The sequence below is a fragment of the Rhizobium leguminosarum genome (assembly GCF_004123835.1).
Classification (GTDB): domain Bacteria; phylum Pseudomonadota; class Alphaproteobacteria; order Rhizobiales; family Rhizobiaceae; genus Rhizobium; species Rhizobium leguminosarum_M.
Genome location: NZ_MZMU01000003.1, coordinates 1518674 through 1543980, shown reverse-complemented (window position 1 = coordinate 1543980; position 25307 = coordinate 1518674). Strand labels below are relative to the sequence as shown.

Genomic DNA, 25307 nt, shown 5'->3' with positions numbered 1-25307 from the left:
TTCAGATTCGCTTCACGCGCTTTAGGTCCTTGGTTTTGCGCATGTCTTTACCGCAAAACCGCTGCACACTTTTGCGTGACATGCTTTAAGCTTGGCCGGAATATTGCTCGTCGCTGACCTTTTCCATCCAGTCGACGTGATTGCCGTCCAGCGCCTCATGAATGGCGATGTGCGTCATCGCCGTATCCGGGGCAGCACCATGCCAATGTTTTTCGCCCGGCGCGAACCAGACGGTATCGCCGGCGCGGATCTCGCGGATGTCCCCACCCCAATTCTGGGCGAGGCCCTTGCCTGATGTCACGATCAGCGTCTGGCCGAGCGGATGCGTATGCCAGGCCGTGCGGGCGCCGGGTTCGAAGGTGACGGAGACCGCCCTCGCCCGTGCCGGCGCCGGCGTTTCCATCAGCGGATCCTGGCGAACGGCGCCGGTGAAATAGTCGGCCGGTGGCTTCGTCGAGGGGCGAGAGCCGACGGGTTTGATCTCCATGATCTTTCCTTTTCCATCCATGCGGTTGAAGCCTTGTAGCAAAACGATATTTCATCGGGGCGACCAATCAAAGCCGGATCGACAATTGCCGCAAAGTCACCCGGCTGATAGTGCCAGTGTCTTTCATCAGCGCGTCGCATCTTGCTTGAATCATGCGACGTGCTTTGGCTCTTTGTTTTTATGCATGTCGTTGTCCCCGCACACGTCCGGGCGACATGCAGTAAGGAGAATTTTTCATGAAACACCATGCTTTCGGCCGGATGCCCTTCACCGTCACCAATGTCGGCTTCGGCGCCTGGCAGATCGGCGGCTCCTGGGGCGATATCAGCGAGGCGGACGGGCGCGCGGCACTGAATGCCGCCCTCGATGCCGGCATGACCTTCATCGATACGGCAGACGTTTATGGCGATGGCCGCTCGGAAAAGATCATCGCCGACGTGCTGAAGACGCGCGGCGGCGAACGGCCGATGGTCGCCACCAAGGCGGGCCGCCGCCTCAACCCGCATGTCGCGGAAGGCTACACAAAGGCTAATCTTGAAGGCTTTATCGACCGCAGCCTCGCGAATCTTGCCGTCGACAGTCTCGACCTCGTGCAGCTCCATTGCCCGCCGCGCGACGTGCTTTACCAGCCCGAGGTCTTCGAGGGCCTGAACGAACTGCAGAAGGCCGGCAAGATCAAAGGCTACGGCGTCAGCGTCGAAAAGGTCGAGGACGGCCTGAAGGCGATCGAATATCCCGGCGTCGTCAGCATCCAGATCATCTACAACATCTTCCGCCAGCGCCCCGATCACCTGTTCTTCCAGGAAGCACGCCGCAGGAATGTGGCGATCATCGCCCGCGTGCCGCTCGCCAGCGGTCTTCTCTCCGGCAAGATCACCCGGGACACACATTTTGCCAGCGACGACCACCGCAATTTCAACCGCAACGGCGAGGCCTTCGATGTCGGCGAGACTTTTGCCGGCGTTCCCTTCGAGGTCGGCCTGCAGGCGGTGGAAGAGGTGCGCAAGTTGGTACCCGAGGGCGCGACTATGGCTGCCTTCGCGCTCCGCTGGATCCTGATGAGCGACGCAATCACCGTCGTCATCCCCGGCGCCCGCAATGCCGATCAGGCCAGGGCCAACGCGGCTGCCGCCGTCCTTGCGCCGCTTTCGGCCGATCTCATGGCGGCAACGCGCGAGATCTATGAGCGGCTGATCGCGCCGCATGTGCATCAGCGCTGGTAGGGCTGGAGTGCTGCTTCTTTGCCGGGAAGGCCAGATGGCCCCTCATCCGGCTGCCGCCACCTTCTCCCCGCTCGCGGGGCGAAGGGACCAAGCCGCGACCTCTCCGTCCAACGCCGACCTTTCGCAGGGCACGTCCCCTCTCCCCGTTTTTACGGGGAGAGGGCTAGGGTGAGGGGCAGCTTTCAGTTTGTCGCGCTCAGCTCGACCGGGAAGAACAGGGTCTCGCCGGAGGAGTCGCTGACGCCGTCATTGTCGGTCACGGCGTAGGGTTTGCCCGAGGCGTCGAAGGTGAAGCCTTCGAGCTTGTCGAGCACATAGCCGTTGCTGGCAGACTTCAGTTCGCCGAGGAAGTCATGGGCTTCGGTTTTCTTGACGACCGGCAGCTCGGCCCCGAGCTTGGCGGGCTTCAGCTCCGAAATCGCGACCTTGTAGAGCTTCTTCAGCCTGGCGGCATCGCCGACGAGGTTGTCGCGCTCGATGATGTAGACGCTGTCGCCCTGAGCCGAGATTTCCGACAGGCCGACCCAGCCGCTTTCCGTCTTGTCGAGCGGATAGCGAACGGCACCCCATTCCTTCTTCTTCGGATTGTAGGAGACGAGCTTGACGAAGCCCTTCTCGTCGTCGCTCCACTCGCGCTGGACCGCCATCCAGAGCGTGGTGTCGTCGCCGGTGCCGACAATGGTCACGCCTTCGAAGCCGTAGCGGATTTCGTTGGCGGCAAGCTCCTTCGGCAGGGCGATCTCGGCCTTGATGTCACCCTTGGCATTGACGTTGTAGAGGGCGTGCGGGACGAGACGCTCGCTGTAGCCTTCCGAGGCGAGCCAGAAGGAGCCATCGGCGGCAGCCGCAATGCCTTCGATATCGAGCTTCTGGGCCGCAGCGCCGTCACGCTTGACGACGAGGGCGTCAGTGATGACGGCCGGCTTCTTGCTGGCATCGATCGTGTAGATCGTCGGCTGCGAGCCCAGAACGCTGTCGCTGACGGCGTAGAGCAGGCCCGGCTTGCCCGGAACGGCGGCGAGACCCGAAAGGGCTGCGAAGCCGATCGGATTGCCGTCCTTCTCGGCGGAGACGATCTGCGGATAGGCCTTCTCGCCTTCCGAGCGCTCGTAGATCATCACATGCGAACGCGTGCCGCCGTCCTTGCCGAGATCGAGCTCGTTGGCGGTCGCAAGAAGATTGCGGGCGGGAATGGCGATCGCGCCTTCCGGCGAAATGCCGGACGGCAGCAGTTGGACGAGTTCGGGATCGGCGCCGGTATCCTTATAGACGCCGACGACCGAGGCACGTTCGGCGAGCAGGAAGAAATACTGGTCGTCGCCGAACTTGGCGGCTTCGAGGCCTTCCGGCTCGACGCCCTTCGATCCAGAGCGGCTTTCCGGATAGTGGCCGATATGGGCGACGGCGCGTTCGAAGGATGCGCCCGATTCGTAGAGAAGCTTGCCCGTCTTGTCGAAGATGGTGAAGCCGCGCGAGCCGCCCTGGTAGTCGCCTTCATTGGCGACGACGAGGCGGTTGTCGTCCAGCCACTTCACGGCGTCCGGCTCGCGCAGCACGCCCTTGGCTTCGCCGGTGAATTTCAGAGCGCCGTCACGCTTGGTGTCGATGCCAGTGAGATCGACGCTACCGGCGGAGAAGTGCGTCTTCACCTGTGCCGTGTTGGCGTCGATGATGACGATCTCATTGTTTTCCTGCAGCGTCAGGGCAATCTCGTTCAGGCTGTTGAAGGCGACGAATTCCGGCTCCGGATCCTCCGGGGCGACGCCGGCAAGCCCGGTCAGCGTCACGTGCTTGATGGTGCCGCAATCGACAGTGCCGTTCTTCACCTGGAAGACGACGAGGTCGCCGGCCGGCATCTGCGGGATCTTGCCGTCATTGACGTCTTCGTCGCGCTCGTTTTCGATTGCGATGGTGCCGAGCGTCTTGTCCTTGTTGAGGGCGATCGAATCCGGCTGGCCGCCGAGATCGCACGTGTTTTCGATCTTCTTGCTCGCCACGTCGACGATCGCGAGACGGCCCGAGGGCTTCGCCTTGCTTTCGGAGGTGTTGACGGCAACGAGCGCCTTGCCGGCGCTCGAGGTGACCGAGGTCGGCTCGCCGTCCATCATCAGCGCGCCGCCGGCCTTCGGGGCCTTGGCATCGGTAATGTCGATAAAGCCGATCGCGCCGAGCGGGCTGTCGCTATAGATCAGCGTGTTGCCGTCGTCGGTCGCGGTGATGATTTCGGCGGAGCTCACCGAAAGCTTGTCCTTGTCGGCTGGCAGGTTCTCTGCGACCGGGAAGGACGCGATGCGGTTGAAAACCGGCTCGGCCGCAGCGGGAAAGGCAACGGATGCGAGAAGCACGGCAGCAAGTGCTGCCTTGCGCGATGAAATTGTCATGAAATCCCCCATGTGTCGAATATTCGAAACATGAGTTTTCTGCGGGAGCGGCATGACAGAGGCATGACAGATGCGGCATTTTGCGTCAGATCATGTCAGGCGAGTTTCCGCTCCCGGCGCATCTCGTTTCGCATGATGAACAGCGAAGCCGCGAGAATAAGAGCCGCTCCCAACCAGAGGTAGCCCGCCGGCGCGTAACCGAAGAACAGCCAACCGGCCAGCACGTTCAACGGCAGTTTCAGATCGTCGAATGGCTGGACGTAGGCGGCATCCGCTGCTGCATAGGCAAGCGTCAGGAAATACTGCGCTGCGGCGGTCAGCAGCCCCGCCAGCAGGAACAGGGCAAGTGTTGCACCCGTCGGCACTGCAAAGCCTGCCGCAAGCGCCAGCCCGCCGTTTATCGGCGTCAGCAGAACGAGAAGCCAGACGGTGATCGTCTCCGGTCGTTCAATGCCCGTCAGGCTCTTGGTGATCAGCGACGAGGCGCCCCACAGCAGCGCCGAAAGCACAGGCAAGAGAGCCGCCCAGCCAAAGCCGTCCGACCATGGCTGCAGAATGATCATCGCTCCGGTGAAGCCCGCCGCCGTCGCTGCCCAGCGGGCCGGGCCGACGCGCTCACCAAGGAAAAGCCGGGCACCCAGAATGATGAAGAAGGGCGAGGTCATCACCAGTGCGATCGCCTGCCAGATCGGCACTGTGGCGAGGCCGGCGACCCAAGCCTCGACGCCGAGCGCGGCAAGCGCGACGCGCGCGAGGTGACGCCAGGGATAGCGCGTGCGCATCGCCGCAAGGCCGAGTCTCTTCAGGAACGGCAGCGAAAACAGGAAGGCGAAGCCGTATTGCCAGAAGGCTGCCGAGGCCGAGGGGAAGGCAAGCTTCATCGTCAGCCATTGGGTGACGACGTTGAGAAGCGAAAAAGCAATGCCGGCAAGGACCATCCAGATTGCACCGACAACGGCACGGGACGGCGAGACTGCAAGGGAAGTCTGATTCATGTCTTTCATCCAGAACAGGGACCAACACAAATCAGGACGCATGAACCCCGACCAAGCGACACAGGGCAACCCCTGCCCTTCGCATGGCCGACACGCATTCTCTTCCATCCGGACTTTAACCGTCGGCTCCGGAATCGCACCGGATCTGCTGACCCTTCCTCCGCATGGGCGCGGAAGGAGGCGCTCGCGGGCTCAGGCCGAAACCCTTACCGCCGGTGGGGAGTTTCGCCCCGCCCTGAGAACAGAAATGTCGTAGATCAAAGCCCGCGCGGCGGCAATGCCTGCCAAACGCAAAAGGGGTCCGGCAAAGCCGAACCCCTCTCAAATCCTGCACAACCGGTCTCGTTTCCGGCTGGTGGATAATCTCAGATCAGCCGTTGACGGCGTCCTTCAGGCCCTTGCCGGGCGTGAATTTCGGCACGTTGCGAGCCGGAATGTCGACTTCAGCGCCCGTCGACGGGTTACGGCCCTTCGTTGCGGCACGATGAGAAACGGTGAAGCTGCCGAAACCCGCGAGGCGGATGTCGCCCTTGTTCTTGAGTTCAGCCTGGACAACGTCAAAAACCGCGTCAACAGCGGAAGCCGCGTCAGACTTCGTCAGTCCTGCCTTTTCGGCGACTGCGGACACGAGTTCATTCTTGTTCATGTTTCCACCCCTTTCTAAATGGTATGAAACGACTCAAAAGTAAGCTAGGCGCAGAATAGGTTTCATCAGGCCCGCCGAAAACCCAAAAGCCCTGCAAATCAAGGAAAAGCAAGCGTCTACATGACGTTTTCACAAAAAAGGCTGGCGTTTCCGCCAGCCTTTTTCCGTGTTTTGCGCCAATTGGGCATAAATGTGGCAAAGGCCACTCAATGCGCTATGGTTGCGCCTGTCTCGTCGAGGCCTTCGACCGATGTGATGACCGGCGTTTCCACCGTGCCGTCCCATTCGATCGGCTCCGGCCGCCGGATCAGTGCGTGCTTGATCACCTCGCCCATGCGGGATACCGGGATGATCTCCATATTGTTCTTCACGTTGTCAGGAATCTCCGCCAGGTCCTTGGCGTTTTCCTCCGGAATCAGCACCTTCTTGATGCCGCCGCGAAGCGCTGCGAGCAGCTTTTCCTTGAGACCGCCGATCGGCAGCACACGACCGCGAAGGGTGATTTCACCGGTCATGGCCACATGCCTGTCCACCGGTATGCCGGTCATGATCGAGACGATCGCGGTTGCCATGGCAACGCCAGCCGAGGGGCCATCCTTCGGCGTCGCGCCTTCCGGCACGTGCACGTGGATGTCGCTCTTGTCGAAGCGCGGCGGCTCGATGCCGAAATCGACAGCGCGCGAGCGGACATAAGAGGCCGCTGCCGAGATCGATTCCTTCATGACTTCCTTCAGATTGCCGGTGACCGTCATGCGGCCCTTGCCCGGCATCATCACACCTTCGATGGTCAGCAGCTCGCCACCGACTTCCGTCCAGGCAAGACCGGTCACGACGCCGACCTGATCCTCGCCCTCTGCTTCGCCATGGCGGAAGCGCGGGACGCCCAGATAGTCGGAGATGTTGGCGGCCGTCACGTGAACGGCCTTCGTCTTGCCCTTGATGATCTCCGTGACCGCCTTGCGGGCGAGTTTCATCAATTCGCGTTCGAAGTTGCGGACGCCGGCTTCACGGGTGTACTGCTGGCTGATCGCCATCAGGGCGTCGTCGCTGACCGAGAATTCTTCCGGCTGCAACGCATGTTCCTTGATGGCCTTCGGCAGCAGGTGCCGCTTGGCGATTTCGCGCTTTTCATCCTCGGTGTAGCCGGCGATACGGATGATCTCCATGCGGTCCATCAAAGGCGCTGGAATATTCAGCGTATTTGCCGTCGTGATGAACATCACATCCGACAGGTCGTATTCGACTTCCAGATAGTGGTCCATGAAGGTCATGTTCTGGGCCGGATCGAGCACTTCGAGCAGGGCCGAGGACGGATCGCCGCGATAGTCCTGGCCGAGCTTGTCGATCTCGTCGAGCAGGAAGAGCGGGTTGGACTTCTTCGCCTTCTTCATCGACTGGATGACCTTGCCGGGCATCGAGCCGATATAGGTGCGGCGGTGACCGCGGATTTCGGCTTCGTCGCGAACGCCGCCAAGCGCCATGCGGACATACTCACGGCCGGTCGCCTTGGCGATCGACTGGGCGAGCGAGGTCTTGCCGACACCCGGAGGACCGACGAGGCAGAGGATCGGGCCCTTGATCTTGGTAGCACGGGCCTGCACGGCCAGATATTCGACGATACGCTCCTTGACCTTGTCGAGACCGAAGTGATCGGCTTCGAGGATCTTCTCAGCATTGTTGAGATCGGCCTTGATCTTCGACTTCTTGCCCCAGGGGATGCCGAGCAGCCAGTCCAGATAGTTGCGCACGACGGTGGCTTCCGCCGACATCGGGCTCATCTGGCGCAGCTTCTTCAGCTCCGCATCGGCCTTTTCACGGGCCTCCTTGGACAGCTTGGTCTTGGAGATGCGCTCTTCCAGTTCGCTCATCTCGTCGCGGCCTTCCTCGCCGTCGCCGAGTTCCTTCTGAATCGCCTTCATCTGTTCATTGAGGTAGTACTCGCGCTGGGTCTTCTCCATCTGGCGCTTGACGCGCGAGCGGATGCGCTTTTCGACCTGCAGGACCGAGATCTCGCCTTCCATGAAGCCGAGGGCCTTTTCGAGGCGCTGCTTGACGCTGGTGGTCTCCAGCATCTCCTGCTTCTCGGTGATCTTGATCGACAGATGCGAGGCGACCGTATCGGCGAGCTTGGAATAGTCATCGATCTGGCTGGCGGCGCCGACCACTTCGGGCGAAATCTTCTTGTTGAGCTTCACGTAGCTCTCGAATTCGGAGACGACCGAACGCGACAAGGCTTCCAGTTCGACCGGATCGTCATGCGGCTCCTCGAGCACATGGCCGAGCGCCTCATAGAAATCCTCGCGGCTGGTATAGGTGTCGATCTCGGCGCGGGCGCGGCCTTCGACCAGAACCTTCACGGTGCCGTCGGGCAGCTTCAGGAGCTGCAGCACGTTCGCCACGGTGCCGACATTGTGGATCGCGGAAGGATCCGGATCGTCGTCGCTGGCGTTGATCTGCGTCACCAGCATGATCTGCTTGTCGGAACCCATGACCTCTTCGAGCGCACGGATCGACTTTTCCCGTCCGACGAACAGCGGCACGATCATATGCGGGAAAACCACGATGTCGCGCAGGGGCAGAACAGGGTAGGCAGTGCTGCTCGCTACAGACGTTTTCTTCGTCATTTTATGTCCTTTCCATCGTCCCGTTGCCGGGCTCTCTGCACGGCCGCTTGGGACCGGCCGGCACTCTCACTTGTTGCTACAAGTGGAGGTTCTGACTACGCTTTTCAAGCCACGCTAACGCCCGCGTCCCTCGGATGTGACAGCTTTATTACAACGGAACGCCAACACTATGAAGCGCGTGGCTGGACCGGCGCTGACCACTTCCGACCCGGCTAAAATACAAACGCCAGCAATAGGCTTACGGAATTACGGCATCATTGCCAAGCACTACCCCTTGCGCAACATCGGCAAAGGCAACTCCCGTTCCCACGGGCAAATACTAACAGCGCCTTGTATGGTTTTTCAAATAGAAAGGGGCCTGCCTATGGCAAGCCCCTCAAAATAATGGTGCGAAAGTCACAAGGTCACGCCGAAGCGTTGGCCTTTTCTTCCTGCCGGTCGGCATAGATGTAAAGCGGACGGGCCGAACCGCGCACCACTTCCTCGGAGATGACGACCTCGCGCACGCCTTCCAGCGTCGGCAGTTCGAACATCGTGTCGAGCAGGATCTTCTCCATGATCGAGCGAAGGCCGCGGGCGCCGGTCTTGCGCACGATCGCCTTCCGAGCGATTTCGCGAAGAGCGTCCTCGTGGAAGTTCAGTTCCACGTCTTCCATCTCGAACAGGCGCTGATACTGCTTGATCAACGCGTTCTTCGGCTCGGACAGGATCTGGATCAGCGCGTCCTCATCGAGGTCCTCGAGCGTCGCCAGAACCGGCAAGCGGCCGATGAACTCAGGGATCAGGCCGAACTTGACCAGATCTTCAGGCTCCAGTTCGCGCAGAACCTCGCCGACGCGGCGGTCATCCTGCGACTTGACGCTAGCGCCAAAGCCGATCGAGGTCTTCTCGCCACGGGCAGAGATGATCTTGTCGAGGCCGGCAAAAGCGCCGCCGCAGATGAACAGGATGTTCGTCGTGTCGACCTGCAGGAATTCCTGCTGCGGGTGCTTGCGGCCGCCCTGCGGCGGAACGGAAGCGACCGTGCCTTCCATGATCTTCAGCAGCGCCTGCTGCACGCCCTCGCCCGAGACGTCGCGGGTGATCGACGGGTTGTCGGACTTGCGCGAAATCTTGTCGACTTCGTCGATGTAGACGATGCCGCGCTGCGCACGCTCGACGTTGTAGTCGGCCGACTGCAGCAGCTTCAGGATGATGTTTTCGACATCCTCGCCGACATAACCGGCCTCTGTCAGCGTCGTCGCATCAGCCATGGTGAAGGGAACGTCGATGATGCGGGCGAGCGTCTGGGCAAGATAGGTCTTGCCGCAGCCGGTCGGGCCGACGAGCATGATGTTCGACTTCGCCAGCTCGACTTCGCCGTTCTTGGAGGCGTGCGCCAGGCGCTTGTAATGGTTGTGAACGGCAACCGACAGGATCTTCTTTGCCTGCCGCTGGCCGATGACGTATTCGTCGAGAACCTTGATGATGTCCTGGGGCGTCGGAACGCCATCGCGGGACTTGACCATCGAGGACTTGTTCTCCTCGCGGATGATGTCCATGCACAATTCGACGCATTCATCGCAGATGAAGACGGTCGGTCCGGCAATCAGTTTCCGGACTTCGTGCTGGCTCTTTCCGCAGAACGAACAATAAAGCGTGTTCTTGGAGTCGCCGCCGTTGCTGCCGCTGACCTTGCTCATATCACTTTCCTTCCAGCACGCCGCATTTCAAGGCGAAATCGCGGTCCACTCTATCAGCTCCTGGCGGCACTCCGTTTCCGGAGCCTTTGCCGAGAAGGGCTTCAGGGGCTACGAACCGGGCCCAATCAATCATGTCCGGGTTCCGGCGGCAACGAATTCCCCTTCGAATGCCGAATGCTATGTCATAAAAATTCAACATAGCATTAATAGTTACTATTAGCGTCTTCGTCGCCGTATGAAAGCCCTTGTTCAATCACAAATGGGATAGAACTGTGGCGAGGAAAACACCATCCCTATTAATTACTAGGCCTGTTCGCCTTCCATTTCGAGGCGCGACGTCAGAACCTTGTCGATCACGCCCCAGCTCTGGGCTTCGTCCGCATCCATGAAATGGTCACGATCGAGCGTCTTTTCAACTTCCTCGTAGGAGCGGCCGGTGTGCTTGACGTAGACCTCGTTCAGGCGGCGCTTCATCTTGAGGATGTCGCGGGCATGACGCTCGATGTCCGAAGCCTGGCCCTGGAAGCCGCCCGAAGGCTGGTGCACCATGATGCGGGAATTCGGCGTGGCAAAGCGCATGTCCTTGTGGCCGGCAGCCAGCAGCAGCGAGCCCATGGACGCAGCCTGGCCGATGCAGAGCGTCGAAACCGCGGGCTTGATGAACTGCATCGTATCGTAGATCGCCATGCCGGCGGTGACGACGCCACCGGGCGAATTGATGTAGAGGGCGATTTCCTTTTTCGGGTTTTCGGCCTCGAGGAAAAGCAGCTGGGCGCAGACGAGCGTCGCCATATGGTCCTCGACAGCACCTGTCAGGAAGATGATGCGTTCCTTCAACAGGCGGGAATAGATGTCGTAGGAGCGTTCACCGCGGTTGGTCTGTTCCACGACCATCGGAACGAGGGCCATTGCGGTATCGACTGGGTTTCTCATGTGCGTCCTTTGTCAACGTCTCGCCGGCCGGCGCCGGGAATCAAAGAAAAATGTCTTACCCCTACATAGAGTGTCCCGGCCCTCCTCTTCAAGACACGCATGAGGATAACGTTAAGAAGGCGGGGCAAGGCGGCTCCTGGTAGCCTCTTTCCCCCAAACGCCTGTTAACGGCGAGCCCTTGGCACTGTCTCCCCCGGCTTTTCTCCATGACAGGATGAAGGAAGGCTTACTCTATTCGACTGTGCTCATACACGTTTACCCAACGGAAAGCCTACCGGCAGATATCGGCCTAAAACAATGCCGCAGCGCAGCGACATTAAGGAAGTGGCGAGCTTCCTCGGCAAGGATGCGACCTGACAGACAAGGGCCGACAGACGAGGGGTTTGCTGCCGTGTTCAATATTGCTACAGGTCTCGCCATCTGGTGTTCCGAGGCCATGACGCTCGCTTTGGTGCTGTTCGTCGCCTGGCGTCACAACGTCAGGAACGAGGCCTATCTCTATTGGGGCTTGGGCTTCCTCCTGACCGGCATCGGCTTTGCGATGGTCGCGCTGCGCGGCGAAATCCCCAGCGTGCTTTCAGTAGAGGCGGGCAATGCCATCGCCCTGCTCGGCCAGAGCGCCTGGGTGGCTGGTTTTCTGGCACTCGACCGCAAGAGGATCGAATGGTGGGCACTGCTGCCGCCGGCAATCTGGCTCGCCGGTGTCTTCCTGCCCTGGGTCAATAGCGATTATTCAAACCGGGTGGTGCTCTACAACCTTGCTTCGGCAACGGGTGCGACGGCACTCGCCATGGCGGTCGCCGCCGGCGACATGCGCCGTGAGCGTACCCGCATCAAGCTGATGGGCGTGTTCGTCCTCCAGGGCTGCCTGTGCTTCGGCTCAGCGCTGACGATGGCGCTGACGATGCCAAGCGATATCGAGGCGACGAATCTCGGCGGCGCCTCCGCCATGGCCAGCGCCTTCCTGCTGACCATCGCCTTCGCGTTCACCTGCCGGCTGATCATGGAGCGCTCCGAACGACACCTGCGTGCCCTCACCCTGACCGACTCGCTGACCGGCGTGCTCAACCGCCGCGGCCTGCTCGGCTATTTCGACGACATTCAGGAAAGAGCTCATAACGAGCAGAGCCAGGTTGCGGTGATCCTTTTCGATCTCGACCATTTCAAGCGCGTCAACGACCGTTTCGGCCACCAGTCCGGCGATGCCGTGCTGACCGCCTTTGCGCGCATGGCCCGCCAGTATATTCCGAACAACATCTTCGGCCGCATGGGCGGCGAGGAATTCGCCGCATTCGCCGCCGTCGCGGACCAGACGGAAGCCGAGGCGATCGCCGAAGCGATCCGCACCGAATTCTGCCGTCTTCCCGTCAGCACCGGCGAAGCGATCGTTCCGGTCACCGTCAGCATCGGCATCGCGCTCGCCTCCTCGATCGAAGCCAATATCGACAAGCTGATCTCGGCCGCCGACCGAGCGCTCTATGCGGCGAAGGCCGCCGGCCGCAACTGCACGGTCACCTTCGGCGAAGCGGAGGCCGCAGCCCCTGCACCGGCCACGCCGAGCAGCACTGCCGGCGAACTCGTGCCGACGGTCGACGACCAGGTGGAAGCGCTGCGACGCATGGGCACACTGTCACGGGCCGGGTAATCCGGGATCGCTTGCCCCACATCTTTCCGAGGTCCGGCAAATCCGCTAAGGCTCGGGGCATGATGATCCCATCCTTTCTCTCGATCGACCGCGCCAACCGTCATGTCTCGCTGGACAGCCGCAACCCGGCCTTCTACGGCGACCCGAATGCCGTCTATGCCGCACTTCACGCCCATTGCCCGACCTTCTACTGGAGTGAGCAGAAGCAGTGGTTCTTCACGGGTTACGACCATGTGAACGGGCTGCTGCGCGATCGCCGCTTCGGCCGGCAGATCCTGCATATCGCCAGCCGCGAGGAGCTTGGCCTTGCCAAGCCAATGCCGCATCTTGCCAGTTTCGATCTCTCGGAACGTTATTCCCTGCTCGAACTCGAACCGCCGGAGCACACGCGGCTGCGCACGCTCGTCAACCGCGCCTTCGTCTCCCGCCATGTGGAGAAGATGAAACCGGAGCTTGCCGAACTTGCCAACCGGCTGATCGACGGCTTCGCGGAGAAGCGCGAGGTCGAGCTGCTCTCGGCCTTTGCCGACATCATCCCGGTGACGATGATCGCCCGGATGATCGGCATCCCCGAGGAGATGGGACCAAAACTGCTCGCCTGGTCACACGCCTATGTCCGCATGTACATGTTCGGCCGTACGCGCGAGCAGGAGGAAGAGGCCGAACAGGCGGCGAAGGAATTTTCCGATTACGTCAAGACGGTGATCACAGAACGCCGCGCCGAACCGGCCGACGACCTGCTGACCCACATGATCCATACCGAGCACAAGGGCCAGTATCTGACCGAGGAGGAGCTCGTCTCGACGACGATCGTGCTGCTCAATGCCGGGCATGAGGCGACCGTGCACCAGATCGGCAATTCCGTACGCACCATCCTCGACAGCGGCTGCGATCCGGCGGAACTCTTCCGGGACGAGACGACGACGGAGCGCACCGTCGAGGAAACCCTGCGCATCTGCGCGCCGGTCCACATCTTCCAGCGCTGGGCCCTGGAGCCGGCCGAAATCGACGGCGTCTCCTTCAAGCGCGGCGACAAGGTGAGCCTCGTCCTTGCCGCCGCCAATCTCGACCCGGCGAAATTCACCGATCCGCTGACCTTCCGGCCCGACCGCAACGAGGCGGCAAACCTCTCCTTCGGCGCCGGCATCCATTTCTGCATCGGCGCGCCGCTGGCGCGGCTGGAGCTCAACGTCGTGCTGCCGATCCTGTTCGAGCGGCTTGCCGGCCTGAGGCTGGCGAAGACACCGGTGGTCAAGGATGTCTACCATTTCCACGGGCTGGACCGGCTGGATTTGCAATGGTGACCCACTCTTTGCGGATCAGCCGTAACGGCCGGTGATGTAGTCTTCCGTGCGCTTGACCTTCGGCGACTGGAAAATCTCGGCGGTCGGGCCGTATTCCACCAGTTCGCCCAGATACATGAAGGCGGTGTTGTCGGAGATGCGGCTTGCCTGCTGCATGTTGTGGGTGACGATGACGATGGTGAAATCCGTCTTCAGCCGGGCGACCAACTCTTCCACCTTGGCAGTCGAGATCGGGTCCAGGGCGGAGGTCGGCTCGTCGAGGAGAAGCACTTCGGGGCGAAGCGCCACGGCACGCGCGATGCAGAGACGCTGCTGCTGACCGCCGGAAAGGCCGAGGCCACTGCCCTTCAGCTTGTCCTTGACCTCTTCCCAAAGCGCTGCCGAGCGTAGCGCCTGCTCGACGCGGACATCCATCTCGGCCTTGGAGATGCGCTCGTGGTGGCGGATACCGTAGGCGATATTGTCGTAGATCGACATCGGGAACGGCACCGGCTTCTGGAAGACCATGCCGACCCGGGCGCGCAACTCGTTCATCGAATAGCGGGGGTCGAGGATATTCTGGCCGTCGAGCGTGACGGAGCCGGTGGCGCGCATCTTCGGGTAGAGCATGTAGATGCGGTTGAGGATGCGCAGCAGCGTGGACTTGCCGCAGCCGGACGGGCCGATCAGGGCCGAGACCTGGCGTTCCGGAAAGCTCAGGGTGACATCGCGGATCGCGTGGGCATCGCCGTAGTAGAAGTTGACGCCGGTCAGCGCCATCTTGTCGACTGTTATGGCCGGGTGGGCCGGGCGAGGTTCGAAGGCCTTGTTCTCAAGCATCATCTCGCATTCCTGCGGTTGAGGATGGCGCGGGAGCCCACGCTGAGGATAAGCACGATCGCCGTCATGACGAAGGCGCCTGCCCAGGCAAGATTCTGCCATTGCTCATAGGGGCTCATAGCGAACTGGAAGATGACGACGGGAATATTCGCCATCGGCTGCGACATGTCCAAGCTCCAATACTGGTTGTTCAGAGCCGTAAAAAGGAGTGGCGCGGTTTCGCCCGAAATGCGCGCAATCGCAAGGAGGATACCGGTCAGGATGCCTGTGGAAGCGGCGCGGTAGAGTACGTTGACCGTTACCTTCCAGCGCGGGATGCCGAGCGAAAGTGCTGCCTCACGCATGACATCCGGAACCAGCCGCAACATCTCATCGGTCGTGCGCACCACGACCGGCAGAAAGATGAAGGCGAGCGCGATGCCGCCGGCAAAGCCGGAGAAGCGCGACGTCGGGCGGACGACCAGTTCATAGACAAACAAGCCGATGATGATCGACGGCGCCGAAAGCAGGATATCGTTGACGAAGCGGATTGCCCCGCCAATCTTCTTGCCGCGGCTGAACTCCGACAGGAAGGTGCCGGCCAGCACGCCGATCGGCGTGCCGATGATAACAGCCAGAACGACCATCAGCAGGCTGCCCATGAAGGCGTTGGCGAGACCGCCGCCATCTTCGCCGGGCGGCGGCGTCATTTCCGTGAGGAGACTAGGGCTGAGCGCAGATAGGCCGTGTATTAGCGTCGTCCAGAGGATCCAAACCAGAAAGACCAGGCCGACCACGGTCGCTATGCCGCAAAGCGACAGCGCGATCATGCTGCCGATCTGGCGGCGGCGGTAAATGGAACCAGAATGTGTGGCCATGACTACTCTCCCCTCTGTCTTGCCATGCGCACCAGCATGAGCTTGGCGGCCGCCAGAACGATGAAGGTGACAACGAAGAGGATGAGACCGAGCGCCGAGAGCGACGACCTGTAGAGGTCATCCGAAGCTTCGGCAAACTCGTTGGCGAGCGTCGCAGCGATCGACGTGCCGGGCTCCATCAGCGACACCGCGATGTTATGGGTGTTGCCGAGTACGAAGGTGACCGCCATGGTCTCTCCGAGCGCGCGGCCGAGACCAAGGAAGATGCCGCCGACGACAGCGGTGCGGGTGTGCGGAATGATGATGTCGCGCACCACTTCCCACTTGGTCGAACCAAGCGCATAGGCCGATTCCTTCAGCTGTGCTGGGACGACCAGGAAGACGTCGCGCATGACCGAGGAGACGAAGGGGATGATCATGATCGCCAGCACGATGCCCGAGGTCAGCATGCCGATGCCGAGCGGGGCGCCGGTGAACAGTGCGCCGATTATCGGGATCGGGCCCAGCCAGTCGATCAGCACCGGTTGGACGTAATCCGACATGAAGGGAGCAAAGGTGAAGAGACCCCACATGCCGTAGATGATCGAGGGGATACCGGCGAGAAGCTCGATGGCGCCGCCGATCGGGCCGCGAATGGAGCGCGGCGCAACTTCGGTAATGAAAACGGCGATACCGAGGCTCACGGGAACGCCGATGATCATGGCGAGCGCCGAGGTGACCAGCGTGCCGTAAATCGGTACAAGGCCCGAGAACCGCTGCGCAACCGGATCCCATTCCATGCCGGTCAGGAAGCCAAAGCCGAAGGTCCGGAACGCGAGAAACCCGTCCCAGACCATGGAGAACGCCGCTGCGAACAGTGCGACCAAAACAAGCAGGCCGCAGCCCAAAACTATCCAATAAAAAATACGATCGCCTGTCGCGCCGTCGCGGCGCTTCACGCCCGCGGTTGTGGCGGGCAGCGATGCCGTTGCTTCGCTCATATCCGTCCGCTCTGCTGCTTTGAGGGGGTTTCAAAGGCATCGGAGCGCGACGCCGAAACGTGTAAGCGGTTTTCGGGTGACATCATGCTCTAACCCCTTAATTTAGAACGGGATTCAGATTTTAGGCCAAATTGGCCTAAAATCATCCTGTTCCAGGACCGAAAGCCAAGCTTCCCGCCCCGACCGCAGTTTCGTCAGGATCAGCCCTTGAAGGAGGCTGTCCAATAATCTTCGATCTGCTTCACCAGGGTCTCCGGAAGCGGAACGTAGTCGAGCGAGGAAGCTTCCTTCTGGCCGTTTTCGAGCGCCCATTTGAAGAAGGCGAAGGCAGCCTTGGAGCGCGCCGCATCCTTCGGCTCCTTGTACATGATCGCCCAGGTCGTGGCGGTCACCGGCCAGGCCTTTTCGCCCGGAGCGTTGGTCATAATCAGATAGAAGTCCTGAGCCTTGGTCCATTCGGCGCTGGCGGCGGCAGCCGAGAAGCTTTCGGCATTCGGCTTCGGATACTGGCCTGCGGCGTTCTGGATCAGCACGTAGGGCAGCTTGTTCTGCAGGGCGTAGGCGTATTCGACGTAACCGATCGAATCCTTGACGCGGGTGACGTAAGCGGCAACGCCTTCATTGCCCTTGCCGCCGATGCCGACCGGCCAGTTGACGGCCGTGCCTTCGCCAACCTTGCTCTTCCAGTCCTCGTTGACCTTGGAGAAGTAGTTGGTCCAGTTGAAGGAGGTGCCCGAACCGTCCGAACGGTGGACGACGGCGATCTGGCTGTCGGGCAGCTTCAGGCCCGGGTTCAGATCGGCGATGGCCTTGTCGTTCCATTTCATGACGTTGCCGAGGTAGATATCGGCGAGAACCTTGCCGGTGAGCTTCAGTTCGCCCGACTTGATGCCCTTGACGTTGATGACCGGCACGATGCCGCCGACGACGAGCGGGAACTGGCCGAAGCCGCCCGTCGTCAGGTCTTCCGGCTTCATCGGGGCGTCGGACGCGCCGAAGTCAACCGTTGCAGCCTTGATCTGGGCGATGCCGCCGCCCGAACCGATCGACTGGTAGTTCAGCTTGTCGCCGGTCTGCTTGTTGTAGTCCGCAGACCATTTGGACAGGACGGGATAGACGAAGGTAGAGCCGGCGCCAGTGATATCGGCGGCGGAGGCCGAAACCGCCAGAGCGGCAACCAGGCCGGCGCCGAGACAGGCCGAAAGAAGTTTCTTGGTGAGCATATGAAGCGCTTCCCTAATGGATTTGAAAAACAACGAGACCAGCGCCATGGAGGGGGTGTCCATTGTCTGGGGCGCTGAAATTCCCGTCACAGCAGGCGGGCTAGGCGCGTTTTATTACAGTTTGATGACGGAATTTGACGGTCGCAACCGACCGCGAGGCCGTGCCTCAAATGCTCCCGTTGAGGCCTTTTCGTTGAATCGCGGATTTAACAAAGCCTTAGCAAAAACATTGGGATAGATTGACGCATGGCTGTGGTGGATTGCCGCAGCGATGCCTGGAAATGTCGTTTTCAGGAATTCGAAATGCCGGGCCGCTCGTGCCCGATACCGAATTCGTGCGATGGCCTTTACGAGATCACGCGACCGACTCTTCTCGCAGCCTGATGGATATGTCGCATGCCGACATGGGTTTTCCGAGCATATAACCTTGAAGCTGGTCGCAGCCGGCGTCTCGCAAGATCGCCGCCTGACGGGTATTCTCAATACCTTCCGCGGTCACGGGAATCAGCAGAGCAGTCGCCAAGGAGATAGTTGCCCGAAGAATATCGACGCCATTTGCGGTTTCATCGAGAGCGGACACGAGCGAGCGGTCGATCTTCATGCGATCAAACCCAAATTGACGCAATGCGCCGATGCTGGCGTAGCCGCAGCCAAAATCATCAAGAGCAAACTTTATGCCGACGCGCTTGAGTTGGTCTATCGACCGGCGGGCTTGATCCGGATTTGTCATCAAAACGCCTTCCGTGATTTCAAGTGTCAGGCGGTTTGAATCGAAATCCAACTCCTGCAGGATCGTGATCACTTGGGCAGCAAATTCCGGATTGCAGAGCTGGATCGGCGAAACGTTCACCGACAAAGTCAGAACGGGCCAGTTCTTGGCATGCCCGATCGACGTTCTCAGCATATGGACGCCGAGGGCATCGATGAGGCCGCATCTTTCAGCAAGAGGGATGAATATTTCCGGGCTGATGTTCCCCGTTGCAGTTTTCCAGCGCGCCAGTGCTTCAAGACCGGTGACAGCGCCGGTCGAAGCAGAGACGAGAGGCTGGAAAACGGCTTCGATTGCGCCGCTGCCGATGGCGTTTTTCAAGAGACCTTCCAGCTCGGCGACCCGTATGCGTTCCCGGTCCAGTTCGGGATCGTATTCAACCGCCTGACCTTTGCCATTTGCCTTGGCACGATACAGCGCCATGTCGGCTCTGCGAAGAAGCTCCAAAGGCGATATGTCTCCATCGCGCGCCGCAGCGCCGATGCTTGCGCCAACTTCGATCGTTCGCCCGTCAATTTTGAAGGGCTCGGCAAACAGCGCCAGAATCGCCTCTTCCATCTCTTCGCGTGCAGTGGATCCCACGTGCACCAGCGCGAATTCGTCGCCTCCCAGCCGGGCCGCGGCCAGGACTTCGTGATGACTGGTGATCAGTGCGTTCGAGACGATCCGGATCAAATCATCCCCAACCGCATGCCCCCAAGCATCGTTGACCGCCTTGAAGCCGTCCAGATCAACCAAGTAAAGCCGCGGCGGCGAAGAATCCGGGCTCTCCAGATCCTCCAGCAGGCGGAGAAGCCCCTGTCTGTTCAACAAGCCACTCAAGCTGTCATGGCTCGCTTCGAAGCGAGCCGTTTGCGCCAGTTGGCGCAGGCGACGCGCCTCGGATGCGCCAACCAACAGAACGCCGATCAAGAATAGCGAAAGGATGACGGTAGAAGCTGCAAGATAAGGATAGACCTGGTGAAACACGGCGCTTCCGGGCGCTTTGCTGGGCCAAACGAGGTAGCCGATCACGGCTCCCTTCATGTCGGTGATCGGCGTGTTCAGGAATCCCGGCTTGGGCATCGTCTCGAGGCTCAGCCCCTCGAGTTCATGTTCGTTGGAGAGGGTGTCGAGAACCTCCGACGTAAACGCCTTGTAGAAACTGAGCACACTGAACTTCGGAACCTCGGGGGCGGCCTCGAACGGCTGGATGGCCTGCGAGGCGATCAGCGCTATACCGCTTTTGGTCTTGATGAAATTGACCACCGGCGCCTTGGCCGGAGCTGCAGCCGCATTGATCTGCTGATAAAAGGCTTCCCCGAAAAACGTGCGCGGCTGGAAGGGCTTGCCTTTGGCATAGGCTGAGACGATCGAAGACTCGTCAGGGCCGGTCACGATCGCGCCGTCATAAAGCGCATAATCCTCGCTGGTTTTTCCCCAATTCTCATAGGCCCAATCCGCAGCGGCCGGAGATGAGACGGCACTATAGGCATCGTCCCATATGGCATTGTCCGTCGTTGTTCCGCTCAAGCGAGCCACAAAGGCTGCAACCGCCGCGCGGGCGGCGCGACTGGCCCTGGCATCGTCGATCTCGTTCGCCGACCGGGTCATCGTGACGACGACATGTGCCATAAGGCCGGTCAATACGAGGGCGACGACAAGGAAGCAGACGGTTGTCGCAATGATGGAAGACGTTTGAGTCCGAACGTGCCTAGCTGCAAGATTCGACGACATGCAAATTCCGCAAAGATTAATTGCAAGGCCATGTCTGTGGGACGGCAGGAGACATCATGTCCGCAATGCGCTGCAGATAAGGTTTAGCATTTGCCGATGTAGGCACGATTAATGGGATTGGTTAAAAGCTTTCAATCCGGGATAAAGGCCCGCTTGCCGTTTCGGATCATCGCTGCGACCGTCAAACCTTGATCACATAATCCTTGCGAGTCGTTTCAACGACTTCCCACGTTCCCTTGAAGCCGGGTCTGAGGATCATCCGGTCACCCGCCTTCAGATGAACCGGCTCACCGCCGTCCTCCGTCACGATCGAATGGCCGGACAGCAGGCTGAAATATTCCCATTCCTCGTAGACGATCCGCCACTTGCCCGGTGTCGCCTCCCAGATGCCGGAATAAAGGCCGCCTTCGGCCTCCTCCAGGCTCCAGGTACGGAATTGCGGATCGCCCGAGATGATCCGGCCGGGCTCCGGGGCGCCGAATTCCGGTTCGACGCTATCGATGCTGAAGGTGATGAAGTTTTCCGTGGTCATCATGGATCCCTCTGATCGCAGATCTTCGAGAGCGCCTGTTCGAGATCGGCGATGATGTCCTTGACGTCCTCGATGCCGACGGAAAGGCGCACCACGTCAGGCCCCGCGCCGGCAGCGATCCTCTGCTCGTCGGTCAATTGCCGGTGCGTCGTCGAGGCCGGATGGATGACGAGCGAGCGGGTGTCGCCGATATTGGCAAGATGGGAGAAGAGCTCCAGCCCCTCGACCAGTGTCTTGCCCGCCTCATAGCCGCCCTTGACCCCGAAGGTGAAGACAGAGCCGGCGCCCTTCGGCGAGTAGCGCTGCTGCAGGGCGTGGTTCGGGTCGTCGTCGAGGCCGGCATAATTCACCCAGGCGATCTTGCTGTGCGCCTTCAGCCATTTCGCGACGGCGATCGCATTGTCGCTGTGGCGCTGCATTCTGAGCGGCAGCGTCTCGATGCCGGTCAGGATCAGGAAGGCGTTGAAGGGCGAGATCGCTGGCCCGAGGTCGCGCAGGCCGAGCACACGGGCGGCGATCGCAAAGGCGAAATTGCCGAAAGTCGCATGCAGGACCATGCCGTTATATTCCGGCCGCGGGCTCGACAGCATCGGATAATTGCCGGATTTCGACCAGTCGAAAGTGCCGCCGTCGACGATGAGGCCGCCCATGGAATTGCCGTGGCCGCCGAGAAACTTCGTCAGTGAATGCACGACGATATCGGCGCCGTGTTCGATCGGACGGATGAAATACGGCGTTGCCATCGTATTGTCGACGATCAGCGGCAGGCCGTTGCGATGCGCGACGTCGGCGATGGCGGCGATATCGACGAAAGTGCCGCCGGGATTGGCGAGACTCTCGATGAAGATGCCGCGCGTCTTGTCGTCGATCTGGCTTTCGAAGCTTGCCGGATCGGCGGCATCGGCCCAGCGCACCTGCCAGCCAAAATTCTCGAAGGCATGGCCGAACTGGTTGATCGAACCGCCGTAGAGCTGGCGGGCAGCGATGAAATTCTCGCCAGGACGCATGATATTGTGGAAGACGATCACCTGCGCCGCATGGCCGGAGGCGACGGCAAGGGCTGCGGTGCCGCCCTCGAGCGCTGCGACACGCTCCTCGAGCACGGCCTGCGTCGGGTTCATGATGCGGGTGTAGATGTTGCCGAAGGCCTGCAGGCCGAAAAGGGCGGCTGCATGATCGGAATCATTGAAGACGAAAGCGGTCGTCTGGTAGATCGGCGTTACCCGCGCGCCAGTCGTCGGATCGGGCTGCGCACCGGCATGGATCGCCAACGTGTTGAATCCCGGATCGTTCTTGGCCATGTCGTCCTCCAGTTGTTGCTGACGGGCAGGATCATAGCCGGTCGCTTGCGAAAGTTAATCGCGATCCGTTTCAACCCATGGGCGTTCGGTGGAAAATCCGTCTCAGCGGACCGCAACTCAGGCAATAAGACGGGGATACTCGATCGCCGGGCAGCGGTTCATCACCATCTGGATGCCGGCGGCCTCCGCCTTTGCCGCAGCCGCATCGTCGCGAACACCAAGTTGAGACCAGATGATCTTCGGCAGCGGCCTCAGCGCCAGCGCCTCCTCGACGACCCCGTCCAGATATTCGGAGGCGCGAAAGACGTCGACCATGTCGATCGGCACCGGAATGTCGGCGAGCCGGGCATACACGGTACGGCCCTGGATCTGTTTGCCCGCCTGCCCCGGATTGACAGGAATGACCTCGTAGCCGCGCGACAGCAGATAGCCCAGGACGCCGTTGCTCGGCCGGGCCGGATTGGGCGAAGCGCCGGTCAGCGCGATGGTCTTTACCGAATGCAGGATTCCGGCGAGGTAATCATCCGTGTAGGCGTCGTGATTCATGTCCGCTTCTCCACTCCCGAAAGCCCTTCGGCACGGCCGGCATGTTTTTTTTGCGTTTCCGTGAAACCGGCTGCGTGTCTTTCCCGTATATATGAATTGGCCCGTATATACGAACTGGATACTCCTTGAGGATGATTCGATGAAAAAAATCGCTCTTGCCCTCATGCTCGTGCTCGCCGCATCGCCGGCGCTGGCTATCTCGCGCTACAATCCGCTCACCATGAGCTGTGCCAGTGCGCGCCGCCATCCACAATCAGGGCGCCGTCATCTTCCGCTACCAGTCTCCCCGTGGCTTGCCGCTCTACGATCGCTATGTCCGCAACAGCAATTATTGCGACGCGACCGATTATGCGGAATGGACGCATATCCCTTCGAAAGACACTCCCCGCTGCCAAGTGCTAAACTGCCAGAACATCGACAACCTTGACGGGATGCTCTTCGTTCCGCATCATCAGCTCTGATGTTTTTCACCGTCATGGCGGACGCAGGAACTGTACGCCTTTCGCGCTTGCGAAAGGTTTGTGCTCAATTCCGCGCTGCGATTTCCTGAAGATTGCACAATCATAAGCTTTAATTTTCCCCTATGTCAAAGCTATAGAATAATATCTATATTTCAGCAGCATAGAATAATCGGCTCCGTCATTCCTGCAGATACTTTCTTTTTTTGTTCCTGATAATTTCCCTCTTTGTTCTTCCATCCATTAGAAACATCTCATAGTTGAAAGGATCGCCTGGATTGAACGCATGTCGCGCGCACGTAAAAATTGCTCCCATTGTTCACATACCGAAAGGATGCTATTCGACATATGAACGCATAAGCGACCGCAGCCGTACATTTTCGTGCAAATCCCAGTTGTCTTTTCAGGAATTTGAAACGCCAAAGGCGAGGCGTATTCCGCTTACTCCCATCCTCCGGATTTACTCCCTTGCCTCTCGACGTCATCCTGCTCGTTCTCTTCGGCGCACTGCTGCACGCGACATGGAACGCCATCGTCAAGGCCGGCAGCGATAAATCCCTCGATGCGGCGCTGATCTCGGCCGGCGGCGCGGTTTCCGCACTGCCGTTCCTGCCATTCCTGCCGTTGCCGCACGCCTCGGCCTGGCCGTTCATCGGCGCCTCGGCCATCCTGCAATTCGCCTATTTTCAGCTGGTCGCCGCCGCCTACCGGGCCGGCGATATCGGCCTCGTCTATCCGCTGATGCGTGGCTGCGCGCCACTCCTGATCGCCGCGACAAGCGGTTTCATCCTGAAGGAAAATCTTTCCGGCGGCGCCCTTGCAGGCACGATGACGATCTCGGCCGGCGTGCTGACGCTCGCCCTGGAGGCGCGGCGTGGCAGCAGCCGCGCCGTCATCCTCTCGCTTGCCAATGCCTGCGTCATCGCCAGCTACACCTATGTCGACGGAATCGGCGCACGCATCTCCGGCAATGCGGTTTCCTATACTTTGTGGATGTCGCTGCTGCCGCCAGTACTGCTGTTTTCCTGGGCAGCGTCCCAGCGCGGCGCTTTCGCAGTAGTGCGTCACGTTCGCCGCAACTGGTGGCGCGGCCTCATCGGCGGCGCCGGCTCGATCGCTTCCTACGGACTGGCGCTCTGGGCGATGACGAAAGCCCCGGTCGCGACCGTCGCCGCCCTGCGCGAAACCGCAATCCTCTTTGCGCTGGTAATCTCGATCACCGTCTTCAAGGAAAAAGCCAGCATCTGGCGCTACGTCGCCGGCGTCGTCATCGCGATCGGCGGGCTGCTTCTGAAGCTGGCGTGATCACTCACCCGTCCATTCGGCCTTGCGCTTGCCGAGGAAGGCACCGATCCCTTCCCGCGCATCCTCAGTCAGCATGTTCTCGACCATCACCCGGGTGGTATAATCATATGCCGCCTCCACCGGCAGTTCGAGCTGCCGGTTGAAGGCTTCCTTGCCGATCTTCAGCGTCAGCGGCGACTTGCTGGCGATCACTGCCGCATATTTGGACACCACCTGCGCCAGATACTGCTTCGGCACGATACGGTTGACGAGGCCGAAATCCTTGGCGGTCGAGGCGTCGATCGTCTCGCCGGTCAGCAGCATCTCCATCGCCTGCTTGCTGTGCGCGGCACGGGAAACAGCCACCATCGGCGTCGAACAGAACAGGCCGATGTTGACGCCCGGGGTGCAGAATGTCGAACTGTCCGTGCAGATCGCCAGATCGCAGGAAGCAACGAGCTGGCAGCCCGCAGCCGTTGCAAGCCCGTCGATCTCGGCGATGACGGGCTGCGGCAGATGCGCGATCTTCAGCATCAGATCGGCGCAGAGCCGGAAGGACCTTTCGAAGAAACCGACCCCCTGATCTTCATCGGCGCGATGGGCGGTGAGTTCCTTGAGATCATGCCCGGCGGAAAAGACATTCCCGCTCGAGGCGATGACGACGACGCGCACATCCGGCTCCGCTCCGGCCGTCTCGAGCTCTTCCATCAGCGCTTCGAGAAGCGCGATCGAAAGCACATTGGCCGGTGGGTTGTTGAGCACGAGCCGCAGCACGCCGTCGCGCAGCGAGCGGGTCAGCAAGCCGCCCTCTTCCGCTCCGGCGGCGTCCTTTCGGAAGGATACGATTTCGGCCATGATGCTGCTCCCTGCGCTCGATTCCAGGCAGACGTTTTGCCACAAGG

At 60.6% G+C, this 25307-nt stretch carries 20 protein-coding genes, 1 pseudogene and 1 riboswitch; of the genes and pseudogenes, 5 read left to right on the top strand and 16 right to left on the bottom strand.

Features of this window, described 5'->3' with window-relative positions:
• Nucleotides 1–85 precede the first annotated feature (85 nt).
• Nucleotides 86–487 carry a (R)-mandelonitrile lyase gene (locus tag B5P46_RS11470; protein ID WP_245456136.1) on the bottom strand — a complete coding sequence of 134 codons (402 nt, stop codon included), beginning with the start codon at nt 485–487 and terminating at the stop codon, nt 86–88.
• Between the two features lie 236 nt (nt 488–723).
• On the opposite strand from B5P46_RS11470, the gene B5P46_RS11465 reads away from it, so the two are divergent.
• Nucleotides 724–1710 carry an aldo/keto reductase gene (locus B5P46_RS11465; protein ID WP_129418739.1) on the top strand — a complete coding sequence of 329 codons (987 nt, stop codon included), beginning with the start codon at nt 724–726 and terminating at the stop codon, nt 1708–1710.
• 182 nt (nt 1711–1892) lie between these two features.
• Here the strand turns inward: B5P46_RS11465 and B5P46_RS11460 are convergent, their stop codons facing one another.
• From B5P46_RS11460 to clpP, 6 genes are all read right to left on the bottom strand, one after another.
• The gene (locus B5P46_RS11460; RefSeq protein WP_206735331.1) at nt 1893–4103 is read right to left on the bottom strand and encodes an esterase-like activity of phytase family protein; all 2211 of its coding nucleotides are present in this window, start codon (nt 4101–4103) and stop codon (nt 1893–1895) included.
• An 83-nt stretch (nt 4104–4186) separates the two neighbouring features.
• Nucleotides 4187–5095, bottom strand: coding sequence for a riboflavin transporter RibN (gene ribN, locus B5P46_RS11455; RefSeq protein ID WP_129418737.1), 909 nt, complete (start codon nt 5093–5095; stop codon nt 4187–4189).
• Nucleotides 5096–5178: 83 nt separating this feature from the next.
• A riboswitch (FMN riboswitch) is annotated at nt 5179–5333 on the bottom strand.
• A gap of 123 nt (nt 5334–5456) precedes the next feature.
• Nucleotides 5457–5732: a DNA-binding protein HupB gene (hupB, locus tag B5P46_RS11450; protein ID WP_003558438.1), complete on the bottom strand. Its 276-nt coding sequence runs from the start codon at nt 5730–5732 to the stop codon at nt 5457–5459.
• Between the two features lie 206 nt (nt 5733–5938).
• Nucleotides 5939–8356, bottom strand: coding sequence for an endopeptidase La (gene lon, locus B5P46_RS11445; RefSeq protein WP_003547341.1), 2418 nt, complete (start codon nt 8354–8356; stop codon nt 5939–5941).
• A gap of 404 nt (nt 8357–8760) precedes the next feature.
• Nucleotides 8761–10038 carry an ATP-dependent Clp protease ATP-binding subunit ClpX gene (gene clpX, locus B5P46_RS11440; protein ID WP_003547337.1) on the bottom strand — a complete coding sequence of 426 codons (1278 nt, stop codon included), beginning with the start codon at nt 10036–10038 and terminating at the stop codon, nt 8761–8763.
• Nucleotides 10039–10341: 303 nt separating this feature from the next.
• Nucleotides 10342–10971, bottom strand: a complete 630-nt coding sequence (gene clpP, locus B5P46_RS11435) for an ATP-dependent Clp endopeptidase proteolytic subunit ClpP (protein WP_129418736.1) — start codon at nt 10969–10971, stop codon at nt 10342–10344.
• A 214-nt stretch (nt 10972–11185) separates the two neighbouring features.
• On the opposite strand from clpP, the gene B5P46_RS11430 reads away from it, so the two are divergent.
• Together B5P46_RS11430 and B5P46_RS11425 are read left to right on the top strand one after the other, a co-directional pair.
• A complete protein-coding gene (locus B5P46_RS11430) occupies nt 11186–12616 on the top strand; it encodes a GGDEF domain-containing protein (protein WP_206735341.1) in 1431 nt (476 codons plus the stop codon).
• A gap of 59 nt (nt 12617–12675) precedes the next feature.
• Nucleotides 12676–13920, top strand: a complete 1245-nt coding sequence (locus B5P46_RS11425; protein WP_129418734.1) for a cytochrome P450 — start codon at nt 12676–12678, stop codon at nt 13918–13920.
• A 15-nt stretch (nt 13921–13935) separates the two neighbouring features.
• Here the strand turns inward: B5P46_RS11425 and pstB are convergent, their stop codons facing one another.
• From pstB to B5P46_RS11385, 8 genes are all read right to left on the bottom strand, one after another.
• Nucleotides 13936–14742, bottom strand: coding sequence for a phosphate ABC transporter ATP-binding protein PstB (pstB, locus tag B5P46_RS11420; protein WP_129418733.1), 807 nt, complete (start codon nt 14740–14742; stop codon nt 13936–13938).
• The gene (pstA, locus tag B5P46_RS11415; protein ID WP_129418732.1) at nt 14739–15596 is read right to left on the bottom strand and encodes a phosphate ABC transporter permease PstA; all 858 of its coding nucleotides are present in this window, start codon (nt 15594–15596) and stop codon (nt 14739–14741) included. The genes pstB and pstA overlap by 4 nt, the downstream gene beginning before the upstream one ends.
• Nucleotides 15597–15598: 2 nt before the next feature.
• Nucleotides 15599–16576 carry a phosphate ABC transporter permease subunit PstC gene (gene pstC / locus B5P46_RS11410; RefSeq protein WP_129418731.1) on the bottom strand — a complete coding sequence of 326 codons (978 nt, stop codon included), beginning with the start codon at nt 16574–16576 and terminating at the stop codon, nt 15599–15601.
• 200 nt (nt 16577–16776) lie between these two features.
• Nucleotides 16777–17799: a phosphate ABC transporter substrate-binding protein PstS gene (gene pstS / locus B5P46_RS11405; protein ID WP_129418730.1), complete on the bottom strand. Its 1023-nt coding sequence runs from the start codon at nt 17797–17799 to the stop codon at nt 16777–16779.
• A 355-nt stretch (nt 17800–18154) separates the two neighbouring features.
• Entirely contained in the window at nt 18155–20284 is a 2130-nt protein-coding gene (locus B5P46_RS11400; RefSeq protein WP_129418729.1) for a bifunctional diguanylate cyclase/phosphodiesterase, read from the bottom strand.
• 181 nt (nt 20285–20465) lie between these two features.
• The gene (locus B5P46_RS11395) at nt 20466–20819 is read right to left on the bottom strand and encodes a cupin domain-containing protein (protein ID WP_129418728.1); all 354 of its coding nucleotides are present in this window, start codon (nt 20817–20819) and stop codon (nt 20466–20468) included.
• Nucleotides 20816–22117, bottom strand: a complete 1302-nt coding sequence (locus B5P46_RS11390; RefSeq protein ID WP_129418727.1) for an O-acetylhomoserine aminocarboxypropyltransferase — start codon at nt 22115–22117, stop codon at nt 20816–20818. Before B5P46_RS11390 ends, B5P46_RS11395 begins: the two co-directional genes overlap by 4 nt.
• Nucleotides 22118–22234: 117 nt before the next feature.
• Nucleotides 22235–22663: a CoA-binding protein gene (locus B5P46_RS11385; protein ID WP_129418726.1), complete on the bottom strand. Its 429-nt coding sequence runs from the start codon at nt 22661–22663 to the stop codon at nt 22235–22237.
• A gap of 139 nt (nt 22664–22802) precedes the next feature.
• Between B5P46_RS11385 and B5P46_RS11380 the strand changes: the two are divergent.
• Both B5P46_RS11380 and B5P46_RS11375 read left to right on the top strand, forming a co-directional pair.
• A pseudogene (locus B5P46_RS11380) lies at nt 22803–23124 on the top strand (hypothetical protein).
• Between the two features lie 465 nt (nt 23125–23589).
• Nucleotides 23590–24426, top strand: a complete 837-nt coding sequence (locus B5P46_RS11375) for an EamA family transporter (protein WP_129418725.1) — start codon at nt 23590–23592, stop codon at nt 24424–24426.
• Here the strand turns inward: B5P46_RS11375 and B5P46_RS11370 are convergent, their stop codons facing one another.
• On the bottom strand, nt 24427–25260 hold the full coding sequence (locus tag B5P46_RS11370; RefSeq protein WP_129418724.1) for an enoyl-CoA hydratase: 834 nt from the start codon (nt 25258–25260) through the stop codon (nt 24427–24429).
• Nucleotides 25261–25307 lie beyond the last annotated feature (47 nt).

Coding starts and splice junctions, on each gene's coding strand:
- B5P46_RS11470 (WP_245456136.1), bottom strand. CDS start 487: ATGGAGATCAAACCCGTCGGCTCTCGCCCCTCGACGAAGCCACCGGCC.
- B5P46_RS11465 (WP_129418739.1), top strand. CDS start 724: ATGAAACACCATGCTTTCGGCCGGATGCCCTTCACCGTCACCAATGTC.
- B5P46_RS11460 (WP_206735331.1), bottom strand. CDS start 4,103: ATGGGGGATTTCATGACAATTTCATCGCGCAAGGCAGCACTTGCTGCC.
- ribN (WP_129418737.1), bottom strand. CDS start 5,095: ATGAAAGACATGAATCAGACTTCCCTTGCAGTCTCGCCGTCCCGTGCC.
- hupB (WP_003558438.1), bottom strand. CDS start 5,732: ATGAACAAGAATGAACTCGTGTCCGCAGTCGCCGAAAAGGCAGGACTG.
- lon (WP_003547341.1), bottom strand. CDS start 8,356: ATGACGAAGAAAACGTCTGTAGCGAGCAGCACTGCCTACCCTGTTCTG.
- clpX (WP_003547337.1), bottom strand. CDS start 10,038: ATGAGCAAGGTCAGCGGCAGCAACGGCGGCGACTCCAAGAACACGCTT.
- clpP (WP_129418736.1), bottom strand. CDS start 10,971: ATGAGAAACCCAGTCGATACCGCAATGGCCCTCGTTCCGATGGTCGTG.
- B5P46_RS11430 (WP_206735341.1), top strand. CDS start 11,186: ATGAAGGAAGGCTTACTCTATTCGACTGTGCTCATACACGTTTACCCA.
- B5P46_RS11425 (WP_129418734.1), top strand. CDS start 12,676: ATGATGATCCCATCCTTTCTCTCGATCGACCGCGCCAACCGTCATGTC.
- pstB (WP_129418733.1), bottom strand. CDS start 14,742: ATGATGCTTGAGAACAAGGCCTTCGAACCTCGCCCGGCCCACCCGGCC.
- pstA (WP_129418732.1), bottom strand. CDS start 15,596: ATGGCCACACATTCTGGTTCCATTTACCGCCGCCGCCAGATCGGCAGC.
- pstC (WP_129418731.1), bottom strand. CDS start 16,576: ATGAGCGAAGCAACGGCATCGCTGCCCGCCACAACCGCGGGCGTGAAG.
- pstS (WP_129418730.1), bottom strand. CDS start 17,799: ATGCTCACCAAGAAACTTCTTTCGGCCTGTCTCGGCGCCGGCCTGGTT.
- B5P46_RS11400 (WP_129418729.1), bottom strand. CDS start 20,284: ATGTCGTCGAATCTTGCAGCTAGGCACGTTCGGACTCAAACGTCTTCC.
- B5P46_RS11395 (WP_129418728.1), bottom strand. CDS start 20,819: ATGATGACCACGGAAAACTTCATCACCTTCAGCATCGATAGCGTCGAA.
- B5P46_RS11390 (WP_129418727.1), bottom strand. CDS start 22,117: ATGGCCAAGAACGATCCGGGATTCAACACGTTGGCGATCCATGCCGGT.
- B5P46_RS11385 (WP_129418726.1), bottom strand. CDS start 22,663: ATGAATCACGACGCCTACACGGATGATTACCTCGCCGGAATCCTGCAT.
- B5P46_RS11370 (WP_129418724.1), bottom strand. CDS start 25,260: ATGGCCGAAATCGTATCCTTCCGAAAGGACGCCGCCGGAGCGGAAGAG.